Here is a 13999-nt window from a genome sequence, read left to right on the forward strand (position 1 = left end):
ACGCCGGTACGCGGGCAAGCGCCCTCGGCAGACCGAAGCATTCGCCTAGAACCGGTGGATGTCGTGCGCAAGATTGATCGGTGTGCGGAGTCGGTCGGCAGCGCGGCGCCGCGTCCAGTGTCGGGACACGCCGTGAATCCGTCCCTGGAGGCTCGGTGGCGACATCCATGTCGCCACACGGTCCCGCCCCCGGACGCGGCACCGCGCTCCCAACATTGCCGCCGCTGACCGGCAAGCAATGCTTTCAAAGCACGTGCGGATGCCTGCGCAGTCCGTGGCCAATGCAAATCGGCAAGCCATCTATCCGCTGCCACATCGTCAGCGATGGCGACATGCCGAAGCACCTACGGCCCAACAGGCCCTCCGCATTTCTTTCAGCAACCGACAACAACCGGTGGTGCTTGCGCGGGTGCCGGCGTGGGACCTTGAGCGGCATGGATGCCGCGCCAGAGCCTACAAGGACGTACTTGCGGCGTGTCCCACGCCGGTACGCGTGCAAGCGCCCGCAGCAGACCGAAGCATTCGCGTGGAAACGCCAGATGTCGTGCGCAAGATCGATCGGTGTGCGGGGTCGGTCGGCGGCGCGGCGCCGCATCCAGTGTCGGGACACGCCGTGAATCCATCCCTGGAAACCCGGTGTAAGCGCTCGCAGCAGACCTAAGCATTCGCATGTACAGCTATCTCACAGTGCATCGCGACTGTCTGATCAGCTGCGCTTGCCGTAACGCTCCAGCCAGTGCGCGTACGAGGGCGGCAGCACCCACGACGGGCGTTCTTCGCCCAAGGCCAGTGCGGCGTCATACGGCCAGTGCGGGTTGGCCAGGTGCGCGCGGCCGACCATCACCAGCTCCATTTGTCCGGCGGCGACGACGCGGTCGGCTTCCAGTGGATCGTCGATGTTCCAGGACGAGGCAACCGGCAGCTGCGCCTCGCGGCTGACGCGTTCGGCGTAAGGCGCCAGCAAGGCCGGTCCCCACGGAATCTGCGCAGTCGGAGTGCTGAAGCCGATGCTGACGTTGAGCAGATCCAGGCCGCCTTGCTTGAAATTGCGCGTCAGTGCGATGGCTTCCTGCAGGGTTTCTTCGTCGCGGCCATCGAATTCGATCACGCCAAAGCGTGCGGTAAGCGGCAGCTGTTCCGGCCAGACTGCACGCACAGCCTGCAGCGTTTCCAGCAGGAAGCGCGCGCGGTTGTCGGCAGTGCCGCCGTAGTGATCCTGGCGTTGATTGGCGTGTACCGAGAAGAAGCTCTGCGCCAGATAGCCGTGGGCGAAATGCAGCTCCAGCCACTGGAAGCCGGCATCGCGCGCGCGCTGTGCGGCAGCGACAAAATCGCCGCGCACGCGGGCGATGTCGTCCAGCGTCATCTCACGCGGCACTTTGGGCAGGCCGCCGCCGAAGGCGATGGCCGAGGGCGAGATGGTGTCCCAGCCGCGCGGGTCGCCGTCGGCGATGTGGTCGTCGCCTTCCCACGGCAGGTTGGCACTGGCCTTGCGGCCGGCGTGGCCGATCTGGATGCCCGGCACGGCGCCGGCAGCGCTGATCGATGCCGCGATGCGCGCCAGTCCCTCGGCCTGGGCGTCGTTCCACAGGCCCAGGCACCCGGGGGTGATGCGTCCTTCCGGTGATACGCCGGTGGCTTCGACGATGACCAGGCCCGCACCGCCGCGCGCCATGCCAGCGTAGTGCACCTGATGCCACGCGTTGCTGAGGCCGTCGACGGCGGTGTACTGGCACATGGGCGGAACCGCGATGCGGTTGCGCAGCGTGACGTCCTTGAGTTGATACGGAGAGAACAGCGATGACATGGAGAGCGACCACCTGAGAAAAAGCAGGCTGCGATCAGACCACGCCCGGCCGCCGCGCAGACACCCTGCCGGTGGCACAGCGCGTTGCATGCGGTGCCGGTTGTGGACGAGCGGGCCAGCCGGCGCAGCGGGCGCGTCCGCTGCCATGGGATGCGCGGTTCCGACAGATATGGTGCGGCGTCAGGCGCGTTCTGCCCGCAAAGCACATGACCACCGTTGCGCAGCGGTCGGCCGCAGCATGCACGGCCGAGCCGGCGGCGGACGCCAACCGGCTGCCGTCGCGCCTGCAATCGTCGCGCCCGTGGCAAGGGAACGGGACGGCAGTCATCGCATCTTTCCAGGCGTGGTCGCGCTCACGTTCACCGCGTGCGCCGCAATGTCAAACTCTGTCTGCACGTTCCTCTGACCGCTACAGGTTCGTCGCTGGTTGCCGAAACTGAATTGCTTTATTCTGCTGCGCTTCGGCGTGGGGGCGCCGCGCCAGATAGGGGGCGCCATCGTCCCGCATGCCCAGCCTTCTCTCTTCTACTCTCGGCGGGTGATCTCATGGTGGCATTGCAGCAGCGCTCGATCGATGCGATTCGTGGCCAGGAAAGTGCATTGTTGGCTGCATGGCTGGGCTCCAGCCTGGGCAGCGATGGACGGATTTCCCGGCAGGACATCGAAACCCAGAGTGCGGACTTTTTGCATCTGTTGGTCGCTTCCCTGAAGGACGGCGGCAGCAGCCTGGATAGCGCCGACTGGAGCGAGGTGCGTCGCTTCCTGGAAAACCTCTCGCGCGACCGCGCTACCCGTGGCTTCGATTCGCAGGAAACCGCCAACTTCATCTTCTCGCTCAAGCGGGTGCTGTTTGCGCTGGTGCAGCGCGAGTATGCCGATACGCCTGAGGAACTGGGCCAGCAGCTGTGGGCGCTGTCCGAGCTGCTTGACCGTCTGGGCCTGTACACCGTCAAGGCGTTTCAGAAGACCCGCGAAGACATCATCGTGCGCCAGCAGGAAGAAATGCTGGAGCTGTCCACCCCGGTGGTGAAACTGTGGGATGGCGTGCTGGCACTGCCGATGATCGGCACGCTGGATTCGCAGCGCACCCAGGTGGTGATGGAGTCGCTGCTGCAGCGCATCGTCGATACCGGCTCGGAAATCGCCATCATCGACATCACCGGCGTGCCCACCGTGGACACGCTGGTCGCGCAGCACCTGCTCAAGACCGTCACTGCGATCCGCCTGATGGGCGCCGACGCCATCATCAGCGGGGTGCGCCCGCAGATCGCGCAGACCATCGTGCACCTGGGGCTGGACCTGCAGGGCATCGTCACCAAGGCCAACCTGTCCGACGCACTGGCGCTGGCGCTCAAGCGCATCGGCGTGACCGTCAGCAAGGCAGGCTGACATGGAGCGCATCCCGATCCTGCGGATGGGCGACCTGCTGCTGGTCACCATCCAGGTGGACATGCATGACCAACTGGCGATGACGCTGCAGGAAGACCTGTCGGAAAAGATCAGCGCCACCTCCGCGCGCGGCGTGCTGATCGACATTTCCGCACTGGACATCGTCGACTCCTTCATCGGCCGCATGATCAGCACCATCTCCGGGCTGGCGGCGATCATGGATGCCAGGACCGTGGTGGTCGGCATGCAGCCGGCCGTGGCGATCACGCTGGTCGAGCTGGGCCTGACCCTGCCATCGGTGCGCACCGCGCTCAATGTCGAACGCGGCATGCGCCTGTTGCAGCAACCCGATCGCGATTCATGACCACCGGTTCGCAACCGGTGCGCACCGAACAGGATGTGGTGCTGGCCCGGCAGACGGTGCGCAAGCTGGTGGTGCAGTGCGGCCTGCGTCTGGTCGACCAGACCAAGCTGGTCACCGCAGCCAGCGAGCTGGCCCGCAACACCGTGATCTACGGCGGTGGCGGCGATATGGATTGGGCCCTGGTGGAAAGTGGCATCCGCAAGGGCGTGCAGCTGACCTTCCGCGACGAAGGCCCCGGCATTCCTGACCTGGATCTGGCGCTCACCGATGGCTGGACCTCCGGCAGCGGACTGGGACTGGGCCTGTCCGGCAGCCGTCGGCTGGTGGATGATTTCGTGCTGGACACTGCAGCCGGCAAGGGCACGCGCATCACCATCACCAAATGGAAGTGATGCTCGCCGGCGAGGTCACGCGCGCGTTTCGCGTCGACGAAACCAGCCAGGTCGGGCAGGCACGGCGCGAGGCGGCGGCGCTGGCACAGACGCTGGGGTTCGATGAGGCTGCCGGCGGGCGCGTGGCGCTGGTGGCCACCGAGCTTGCCACCAACATGGTCAAGCATGGACGTGGCGGCTGGCTGCAGTTGTCCACGGTGGCCGCACGCCAGGGCATGGGCGTGGAGATCTGTGCCATCGACGGCGGCCCCGGGTTCGCACTCGTGGACGGCCTGCGCGATGGCTATTCCACCGCCGGCACGCCGGGCACCGGGCTGGGCGCGATCCAGCGCCAGGCGCAGGTGCTGGACGCGTATTCCGATGCCAAGGGCGCGGTGGTGATGGCACGGCTGTTTGCGCAGCAACGCGCCGAGCTGGACCTGCCGTACGGCGCCATCCGCCTGCCGCTGCACAGCGAAACGGTGTGCGGCGATGCCTGGCATCTGGCGATTGGCGAGCAGCGGGCGACCGTCACCGTGATCGATGGCCTGGGCCACGGCCCGGGCGCCGCCGATGCTGCCGATGCCGGGACGCGCGCTGCAGCCACGGCCCGCGGCGAGCCCGGCGAGCGCATCGCGCAGCTGCATGCCGGCATGTCCGGCACCCGCGGCGGCGCAGCCGCGGTGATGCAGTTCGACAGCAGCACCGGCCGGGTGCGCTTTGCCGGTGTCGGCAATATCGTCGCCTCGTTGTGCGATGGGGACGGTGTGCGTGGCATGCCGTCGCATCCGGGCATCGTCGGGGTGCAGTTCCGCAAGGCGCAGCCGTTCGATTTTCCGGACGCCGCCGGCAAGCTGCTGGTCATGCACAGCGATGGCCTGCAATCGCGCTGGAACCTGCGCGATCACCCGGGACTGCTGTCGCGCCATCCGCGTCTGATTGCGGCGGTGCTGTTGCGCGATTACACGCGTGGCCGCGACGATTGCGGCGTATTTGTCATGCGGCTGGGAGGCCTGCAATGAATGCTTCCGGTGAGACACCGCCGCTCGATCCGCTGGCCGAACTCGATGCGCTGCGGCGGCAGAACCAGGCCCTGCGCGAAGAGCTGGAAGAGACCAACCAGGGTGTGCTGGCGCTGTATGCCGAGCTGGATCAGCAGGCCGAACAGCTGCGCGACGTGTCCGAGCTCAAGAGCCGCTTCCTGTCGTACATGAGCCACGAGTTCCGCACCCCGCTCAGCTCGATCCTGAGCATTACGCGGCTGCTGGAAGACGGCATGGACGGGCCGCTGACTACCGAGCAGTCCAAGCAGGTGCGCTTTGTCAGCGCCTCGGCACGCGAGCTCACCGAGATGGTCGACGACCTGCTGGATCTGGCCAAGATCGAGGCCGGGCGCATCACCATCTCGCCGGGCTGGTTCGACCTGATGGACCTGTTTGCGGCCTTGCGCGGCATGTTCCGCCCGCTCACCGATGCCGGCAGCACCACCTTGATCTTCGAAGATCCGCCGGTGCTTCCGATGCTGTACACCGACGACAAGAAGCTGGCGCAGATCCTGCGCAACTTCATTTCCAACGCGCTCAAGTTCACCCCGCAAGGCCATGTGCGTGTGTTCGCGCAGCTGGAAGGCGAGACCCATGTGCGCTTCGGCGTGCAGGACACCGGCATCGGCATTCCGGCCGAGCTTCACGACGCCTTGTTCGAGGATTTTGTACAGGTGGATTCGCCGTTGCAGAAACGCCTCACCGGCACCGGTCTGGGGCTGTCGATCTGCAAGCGGTTCGCCGAGTTGCTGGGCGGCACGGTGGGGATCAACAGCGTGGTCGGGCAGGGCTCGGAATTTTTCGTGGTGCTGCCGGTCACGCTGGCAGCGGAGGATGCACTTGGGCAGTAAGCCGCACATTCTGGTGGTCGACGACAACGCGGTGACGCGTTATTCGGTACGCCGCGTGCTCGAACACCACCAGTTCGTGGTCGACGAAGCCGGCACCGGCACCGACGGCCTGGCCAAACTGGCCGAGCAGGCATTCTCTGCGGTGGTGCTGGACGTCAATCTGCCGGACATGAGCGGCTTTGACATCGTGCGCACGCTACGCGCCGAGCCGCGCACCGCGTTGCTGCCGGTGGTGCACGTGTCGGCGGCATCGATCGCCACCGGCGACATGATCACCGGCCTGGAGGCCGGTGCCGACGCCTACCTGATTCACCCGGTCGACCCCAGCGTGCTGGTCGCCACGCTGCGCACCCTGTTGCGCGCGCGCCAGGCCGAAGACGCCTTGCGTATCAGCGAGGCACGCTTCCGCGAGATCTTCGAGCACATCAGCGCACCGATTGCGGTGGTCGATGCCAGGCTGCACACGCATGAGGCCAATGCGGCGTTTCAGCGCCTGATCGGCACCGTCACGCCCGGCGAGGCGCTTGCCGTGCCCGGCGTGGACCAGGCCGCCACCGTGCAGGCGCTGACCGACGCGCTTGCGCAGCGCGAGCGCTGGAGCGGCGCCTTGTCGATCCTGCGCGAGGGCAAGGTGTGCGAAACCGAGTGGCGCGTGTCGCCGTATCGCGAGCCAGATCTGGGCCTGCTGCTGGTCGAGGATGTCACCGAACAGCGCCTGCGCGAGCGTGAGCAGCGCCAGGAACTGGATACCGCCACCACCGAGCTGGCCCACCAGATCGCCGAGCGCCAGCGCACCGAAATCCAGTTGCTGCAGGCGCAGAAGATGGAAGCGCTGGGCAAGCTCACCGGCGGCATCGCGCACGACTTCAACAATCTGCTGACCAGCATCATTTCCGGCCTGGACATGATCCAGCTGGCGGTCGAGTCCAACCGCATCGAGCGGGTGCCGCGGCTGGCCGAGATCGCCACCGGCTCGGCGCATCGCGCCGCCGCGCTGACCCAGCGCATGCTGGCCTTTGCACGCAAGCAATCGCTGGATGCGCAGGCCTTCGACATCAATGCACGCGTGCGTTCGCTGGAAGACATGCTGCACCGCTCGATCGGCGAGAACATCGTGCTGGAACTGGAGCTGGCGGACACGCCGCTGGTGGCGGTGGCCGATGCCAATCAGCTCGAAAACGTGGTGCTTAACCTGGTGATCAACGCACGCGACGCGTTGAAGGGCCGGGGCACCATCCGCATCCAGAGCGCGGCCTATACCGCGCAAGGCGATCCGGAACTGGACGATGGCGATTACGTGGCGGTGAACGTGATCGACAACGGCAGCGGCATCGAGCCGGCCATCCTCAATCAGGTCTTCGAGCCGTTCTTCACCACCAAGCCGATCGGCGAGGGCACCGGCCTGGGCTTGTCGATGACCTATGGCTTTGCGCGCCAGTCGGGCGGCACCGCCCGCATCACCAGCACCGTGGGCCGCGGGACCACGGTGGCCCTGCTGCTGCCGCGCGGGCTTACCGCCAGCGCAGTGCCGCCGGCACCGGCACCGAGTTCGCCCCGTACACGTAGCGAGCGCATCCTGCTGGTGGACGACACCGACGTGGTGCGCATGATGGTGAGCGAGGTGCTCAGCGATGCCGGCTACCACGTGGTCGAAGCCGAAGATGCCAACGGCGCGCTGGATCAGTTGCGTGCCGGCGTGGAGATCGATCTGGTGGTGTCCGACGTCGGCCTGCCCGGCATGAACGGGCGCGACATGGCCGACGTTGCGCGCGCGCTGCGGCCCGGCCTGCCGATCCTGTTCATCACCGGCTACGCCGAAAACGCCGCCACCCGCCAGGAATTCCTGGCCGACGGCATGGCGCTGCTGCCCAAACCTTTCAGCCTCAACGACCTGCTCAACATGGTCGGGCAGATGCTCGATAGCAGCGTGATCGCCGCCCGCGCCTGACACGGTTTACGCGCATAGGCGCCAGCTGTCGGTGCCTGCGTCTGCCGCGCGACGATGACGATGTGCCGCGACGACGCCTCAGGTGTTGACCGCGTCCAGTCCAATGTCGAGCTACGTGTGTTTCAGGTGTGCGCCGCCTGTGCCTAACACGCCGTGTTGCGCGCGCCTGGCTGCATTGGATGCCTGTCCGGTGAGCCGGCAGCGCCGGCGTGTCGTTGGCGGGCGTGCGCTCACTGCGCGTACGCGTAGGGGCCGAACGTGGCACCCAGAAAACCGCCGGCGCTGTCGGTGCTGAGCAAGCGGGCATCGCCCTGTTCCAGCAGCGTCTGCCACTGACCGCTGCCGACCGCGTAATCCACATGCACGCGTGCGCCATCCAGGGCGAAGCGCAGCGTGACCGGTTGGGTTGCATCGGCCAGCGGCGCGCGCGCCAGCACGGTGCCGCTGCCTGGCTCCTGCGTCCCGGCGCGGCGCGACAGCAGCACCGACATGCCGGCATCCTCGCGCACCAGCAGTGCGGCCAGGTAATGCGTTTCCCTGGCGACGATTGCCAGCCCGGCCTGTTCGCCCGCTGCCAGCGTGCTGCCATCGACGGTCGCCGCCAGCGTGGCGTGGTGATGCTGCAGACGGTGGCCCAGATACGCCGGCTGCCCGCGGCCGATATCGCCCAGCGCCACGCTCGAGGGCGTGATGCGCAGACCCTGCGGGCCGGTGACATACCACGGCGTCGTTGGCGGATGGATGGTCATCCATTGCATCGGCACGCGTGCGTCCTGGAAATGCTCGCTCCACTGCATCGGCCCGCTGGTGGGTGAGTCCTGCGTGCCTGCCGGCAGCGGCGGGCGCGTGGCGACCGCAGGCACAGCCGTGCCGTGCGGCAGTATCACCGGCCAGCCGTCGCGCCATTGCACCGGCAGCAGGAAGGTTTCGCGACCCAGGGTGTAGTGGTTGCCTTGATACGGGCGGGTGGCCAGGAATACCGCCCACCAGGAGCCGTCCTGCAATTCGACCAGTTGCGCGTGGCCGGCGGAGGTGATCGGCGCGCTGCGGCTGGGGTCCAGATCGCGCTGGGTCAGCACCGGATTGCCGCTCCAGGGCTGGTAGGGCCCGGCGATCTGGCGGCTGCGGTAGATCATCTGTGCATGCTGCTCGCCGGTGCCGCCCTCGGCTGCGGTCAGGTAGTAATAGCCATCGCGACGGAACAGGTGCGGGCCTTCGATATGCTCGGGGTTGCTGGCCGGCTGGAAGCCCGCATCCACCAGCACCTGGCGCGTGCCGACCAGTTTCATGCTGGTCAGATCCAGCCGCTGCAGCCAGATCGCGCGGTGTCCGTCGTAACGCAGCTTGCCGGCGGGCACATCGTTGTTGACCAGCCAGGCGCTGCCGTCGTCGTCGAAGAACAGCGATGGGTCGATGCCCTTGGCATCCAGCCAGATCGGGTCCGACCAGGGCCCGGCCGGGTCCTTGGCGGTGATCAGGAAATTGCCGCCATCGCAGTAGAAACAGGTGTTGGCGATGTAGAAGGTGCCGTCGTGGTGACTGATGCTGGCGGCGAACAGGCCGCGGGTGAGTTCGTCGTTGCCGTATTTGATTTGATCGGGGCGATCGATCGCGTTGGCGATCTGCGTCCAGTTCACCAGATCGCGGCTCTTGAACACCGGCAGGCCGGGGAAATAGCCGAAGCTGGAGTTGACCAGATAGAAGTCGTCGCCGACGCGAATCGCCGACGGGTCCGGATGGAACCCGGCCACGACCGGGTTGCGGTACTGCGCGGCAGTCGGTACCGGGCCGCCGTCATCGCCCTGGTAGTCGATCCGGCTGATCACCGCGCTGCCGGCCTGCGCCAGCTGACAACTCACCGCGGCCAGTACGCCCGCCATCCATCCAAGTCGTTTCAAGCTCTGTTCCTCTCCGCTGAGCGCGTCCGCATGGCGCCAGCATGACAGCACGCAGCCAGCGCAGGCATGCCGTTTCGAAATGCCTGGCGTGCGCCGAGGCATGGCTCTGCAACGGCGGCCATGTGCGCAACGGCACGCTTGCCATAGAGCTGCAACATTGCTGACATATCGTGCGCGCGGCGCCACCTTGCGTCGTCGGCCGGCATGCCCGGTGCCGACGGACGCTGGAATGGTCAACAAAACGTGGCGAGCGGTTGTCAGGTGGGAGCGGACGGTGGGGGAGGAACCGGCGTGTACGAGTGCGACGTGCCGATTCCAAGTACCGGCCGTGCCCGCCTGATCGCCGCGCAATCATGTTGATCGCCGCGTTTGCCTCCGTGTCACCCCTCGCGTCACCTACCCAAGGATCATCTCGCATGTCGTTGTACTCGTCTGTTTCCGCGTCCCTGACGTCCGCCACCACGCACGCACCCGCACGCCGTCGCGCCGCCTTGCAGCGCACGCCGCTGGCGCGTGCCTGCGCCGGCCTGCTGCTTGCCTCGCTGGCCGCCGCTGCCTCTGCGCAGCAGGCGCCGACGCGCCAAGGCGAGGGCGAGGGCAGCCCGACCGCGCTGGATACGGTCACCGTCACTGCCGAACACCGCGAGCAGAACCTGCAGGAAGTGCCGGTGTCGGTGGGCGTGGTGCAGGGCGCGGCGATGCGCGAGTTCACCGCCGGTGGCGACGACACGCTGCTGGCGCTGTCCGGCCGCGTGCCGGGCTTCTATGCCGAGACCACCACCGGGCGCATCTTCCCGCGCTTCTATATCCGTGGCCTGGGCAATATCGACTTCTACCTCGGCGCTTCGCAGCCGGTGTCCATCATCCAGGACGACGTGGTGCTGGAACACGTGGTGCTCAAGTCCAACCCGGTCTATGACGTGGACCAGGTCGAAGTGCTGCGCGGCCCGCAGGGCACCTTGTTCGGCCGCAACACCACCGCCGGCATCGTCAAGTTCGACACCATCAAACCCGGCGATACCTATACCGGCCGCGTCGATGCCAGTTACGGCAGCTACAACACGGTGTCGCTGGACGGCGGCTTCGGCGGCCCGATCAACGACGTGCTGTCGTTCCGCGTGTCGGCCCTGTACCAGCACCGCGACGACTGGGTGGACAACACCTTCGCCGGCAGCAGTGCCGATGGCACGCGCACGCCGCGCAAGGATGCGATGGGCGGCTACAACGACCGCAATGCGCGCCTGCAGCTGCTGCTCAAGCCCAACGACGCGTTCTCGCTGCTGGGCTCGGTGCATACGCGTGACTACGACGGCACCTCCACGTTGTTCCTGCGCAATGCGGTCACGCGCGGCAGCGACAAGGTCGACGTGCCGCGCGATCGCGTGGCCTACGACGAGGCGCACGACAACCCGCAGGCGTATCAGACCGACGGTGGCTCGATCAAGGCGATCTACGATTTCGGCGGCGTGTCGCTGACCTCCATCACCGCCTACGAAACCACCTCCGGCTATAGCCGTGGCGACACCGATGGCGGCGCAGCGGCCAACTACCCGGTCAACGGCGTGCCGAACGGCTTCGGCCAGTCGATGGGGCAGATCCGCGACCTGGATCAGTACACCCAGGAACTGCGTCTGGCCAGCGAAGGCGACGACGCACTGCAATGGCAGGTGGGCGCGTTCTACTTCGACGGGCGCGACACCACCGATTTCTATCAGCGTGCGTATTTCCTGCAGACCGCCGCGCGCAACCCCAACAACTGGGTGCGCCTGCGCAACACCAACACCTCCTGGGCCGGGTTCGGGCAGCTCAGCTATAAGGCTACCGATGCACTCACCTTAACTGCCGGTCTGCGCCAGACCAAGGACAGCAAGGAGACCCGCCTGCTCAAGACCGCCGATACCGCCGCCGGTGCGGTGACCTATCGCGGCCGTCGCGACGTGCGCATGTCCGACACCCAGCCCAGCTGGGATCTCAGCGCGATGTATGAAATCAATCCCGAGCTAAGCGTCTATGCGCGCGTGGCACGCGGTTTCCGCGGCCCGACCATCCAGGGCCGCAGCGCGGTGTTCAATTCGGATTTCACCACCGCCGATTCGGAAACCATCCTGTCGTGGGAAGCCGGCATCAAGAGCAGCCTGTTCGACAACCGCCTGCGTCTGAACGTCAGCGGCTTCACCTATACGGTGGACGACATCCAGCTCAACGGCAACGACTCGGACGGCAACGGCGTGCTGTTCAATGCCGACAAGGCCAAGGCCTACGGCCTGGAGGCGGATCTGGACTGGCGCCCGATCTCCAACCTGTCGCTGACCGCAGGCCTGAGCCTGCTGCACAGCGAAATCCACGACGATCGCGTCTACGCGCAGGCCTGTGCGCTCAACGGCGTGGTGGTGTGCACGGTCAACGACCCGACCATCCGCGTCGGTGCCAACACCTTTGCGCAGATCGACGGAAACCCGTTGCCCAACGCGCCCAAGTACAACCTCAACCTGGCCGCGCGCTACGACATCCCGGTGGGCAACGATGGCGCCTTCTTTGTCTCCACCGACTGGAACAAGCAGGGCGAAACCAGCTTCGTGCTGTACGACTCCACCGAGTTCCGCGCCAACGGCAATTTCGAAGGCGGCCTCAAGCTTGGCTACACCGGCGGCTATGGCGCGTGGGAAGTAGCGGCGTTTGCACGCAACATCACCAACGAGAAGAACGTCAAGGGCGTGATCGAAAACTACATGGCGGCGGTGTACAACGAGCCGCGCGTGGTGGGTGTGTCGGTCAACGTCAACTGGCAGTAAGAGCGACTGAAAAGTAGCGGGCGGCTGCACGGTGCTCTGGTCAGCCGCTCCCGGTGCTTGATCGATCGACTGCATCACTGCGCGTGTGCCGCAGTGATGCCGACCGTAGAACGTAGAACAGACCCGCTGCGTGCATCATGCAGCGGGTTTTTTTGTGTCAACGGCTGCGCAACACCGACTGCACCCAGCTGACGATCTGCGCGCTGCTCACCGCGCCGGAGTGACGGCCCAGCTCACTGCCGCCGCGGATGACCAGCAAGGTCGGGATGCTGCGGATGCCGAAGCGCGTGCCCAGCGCCGGATGCAGATCGGTATCGACCTTCGCCAGCCGGACCTGCGGTTCGAGCATTGCCGCGGCTGCGGCAAACTGTGGCGCCATGCTCAGGCACGGCCCGCACCACGGCGCCCAGAAATCCACCACCAATGGCAGCGCGCTGCGCAGCGCATGCTTGTCGAAATCGGTGCCCGACAGCGCCACCGGCGTGCCCAGGAACAAGGGCTTGTGGCAACTGCCGCAGTTGGGGGCATCGCGCAGACGCGCAGCTGCGACACGGTTCATCGCAGCGCAGCTCGGGCAGGCGATCAGGAGCGGTGCGTCGGTCATGCGGTGGTCTCCGGTGGCAGGCAATGCAGTCGCTGCGCTCGCGCATCATGGGCGGCGAGCGCGGCTGCATGCGGCCAGTGTAACGGCCGATGCCAAAAAACCCGGTGCCGTCGGCCACTTCCGCAACACCGGGTGTGCGGCGCTCATGCCACAAGCTGGCGCACGCGCGCTGCAGTGCTCAGCCCGATTGCCCCAGGCTCAGGATCGGAACGAAGCCGCCGTAGATCAGGCGCTTGCCATCGAACGGCATCGGGTTGACCGACGGGTCCATGCGCGGGTCGTCCATCATCTTGCGCATGCCCGCATCGCGGGTCGCCTTGTCCGGCCATTCGATCCACGAAAACACCACGGTTTCGTCGTCGCCGGCATCGACCGCGCGATGGAAGTCGGTCAGTTGTCCATGCTGGACGTCATCGCCCCAGCACTCCACCACGCGCAGCGCGCCGTACTCGATGATGATGGCATCGCCCATGCGGGCATGTTCCAGAAACGCGGCCTTGTTGGCCGTGGGCACCGCGAGCGCAAACCCATCCACATACGACATGACCACCTCCTCAGACATGGCGCACGGCGTGCGCCTGATGATGACGAACAGATGCTGGTGCGACCGAAACAAGCTGGAATGCGGCGCCGCGATGGATGTCGCCCGCGCGTGGAGTGCGAGCATACGGTGCATCCGGATGGCGAGCACTGGTCGCGCTCGCATGACGATGCACACCGTTGTCGTGCCCGGTTTCCTTGTCGGATCGCATGCGTGGCAATCTGCGTGACGCGTCCTGGATGAGTTCGTCAGAGGGATTGTGTTGTGGCGATGGGCTGGGCTTACGACAGGCCGTCAGCATCGGTATTGCATGGGCTTCGATCAAACATCACGCCTTGCCGGGCGCCGCGGCGAACGCCCGGCGTGATGTTCGTCGCCCTATTGGCCGCGA

The 13999-nt window shown here is 66.4% G+C and carries 11 protein-coding genes and 1 other RNA gene; 7 read left to right on the forward strand and 5 right to left on the reverse strand.

Annotated features, from left to right (window positions below; translation table 11 throughout):
* Positions 1-706 precede the first annotated feature (706 nt).
* Positions 707-1807: an NADH:flavin oxidoreductase/NADH oxidase gene (locus KHN93_RS06485; protein WP_104627389.1), complete on the reverse strand. Its 1101-nt coding sequence runs from the start codon at positions 1805-1807 to the stop codon at positions 707-709.
* Positions 1808-2353: 546 nt separating this feature from the next.
* Here KHN93_RS06485 and KHN93_RS06490 point away from each other — a divergent pair.
* From KHN93_RS06490 to KHN93_RS06515, 6 genes are read left to right on the forward strand one after another with little or no spacing between them, the layout of a single operon-like run.
* The gene (locus tag KHN93_RS06490; protein WP_039528520.1) at positions 2354-3196 is read left to right on the forward strand and encodes an STAS domain-containing protein; all 843 of its coding nucleotides are present in this window, start codon (positions 2354-2356) and stop codon (positions 3194-3196) included.
* Between the two features lies 1 nt (position 3197).
* A complete protein-coding gene (locus KHN93_RS06495) occupies positions 3198-3560 on the forward strand; it encodes an STAS domain-containing protein (protein ID WP_016901513.1) in 363 nt (120 codons plus the stop codon).
* A complete protein-coding gene (locus KHN93_RS06500; protein WP_016901512.1) occupies positions 3557-3952 on the forward strand; it encodes an ATP-binding protein in 396 nt (131 codons plus the stop codon). Before KHN93_RS06495 ends, KHN93_RS06500 begins: the two co-directional genes overlap by 4 nt.
* Complete coding sequence (locus tag KHN93_RS06505) at positions 3943-4953, forward strand: ATP-binding protein (protein WP_104627391.1); 1011 nt, start codon at positions 3943-3945, stop codon at positions 4951-4953. Before KHN93_RS06500 ends, KHN93_RS06505 begins: the two co-directional genes overlap by 10 nt.
* Positions 4950-5825: a sensor histidine kinase gene (locus tag KHN93_RS06510; protein ID WP_065049798.1), complete on the forward strand. Its 876-nt coding sequence runs from the start codon at positions 4950-4952 to the stop codon at positions 5823-5825. The genes KHN93_RS06505 and KHN93_RS06510 overlap by 4 nt, the downstream gene beginning before the upstream one ends.
* Positions 5815-7773, forward strand: coding sequence for a response regulator (locus KHN93_RS06515; protein ID WP_172837908.1), 1959 nt, complete (start codon positions 5815-5817; stop codon positions 7771-7773). Before KHN93_RS06510 ends, KHN93_RS06515 begins: the two co-directional genes overlap by 11 nt.
* Positions 7774-8003: 230 nt before the next feature.
* Here the strand turns inward: KHN93_RS06515 and KHN93_RS06520 are convergent, their stop codons facing one another.
* Together KHN93_RS06520 and KHN93_RS06525 are read right to left on the reverse strand one after the other, a co-directional pair.
* Entirely contained in the window at positions 8004-9653 is a 1650-nt protein-coding gene (locus KHN93_RS06520) for a glycoside hydrolase family 43 protein (RefSeq protein WP_212579608.1), read from the reverse strand.
* 249 nt (positions 9654-9902) lie between these two features.
* A non-coding RNA gene (locus tag KHN93_RS06525) (sX9 sRNA) lies at positions 9903-9979 on the reverse strand.
* A 108-nt stretch (positions 9980-10087) separates the two neighbouring features.
* Between KHN93_RS06525 and KHN93_RS06530 the strand changes: the two genes are divergently transcribed.
* A complete protein-coding gene (locus KHN93_RS06530) occupies positions 10088-12463 on the forward strand; it encodes a TonB-dependent receptor (RefSeq protein WP_039520026.1) in 2376 nt (791 codons plus the stop codon).
* Positions 12464-12620: 157 nt separating this feature from the next.
* Here the strand turns inward: KHN93_RS06530 and trxC are convergent, their stop codons facing one another.
* Entirely contained in the window at positions 12621-13067 is a 447-nt protein-coding gene (trxC, locus tag KHN93_RS06535) for a thioredoxin TrxC (RefSeq protein ID WP_184231187.1), read from the reverse strand.
* Positions 13068-13245: 178 nt separating this feature from the next.
* Positions 13246-13611 carry a DUF1428 domain-containing protein gene (locus KHN93_RS06540; RefSeq protein ID WP_039522643.1) on the reverse strand — a complete coding sequence of 122 codons (366 nt, stop codon included), beginning with the start codon at positions 13609-13611 and terminating at the stop codon, positions 13246-13248.
* Positions 13612-13999 lie beyond the last annotated feature (388 nt).

Source organism: Xanthomonas arboricola pv. juglandis (assembly GCF_905367715.1).
Classification (GTDB): Bacteria; Pseudomonadota; Gammaproteobacteria; order Xanthomonadales; family Xanthomonadaceae; genus Xanthomonas; species Xanthomonas arboricola.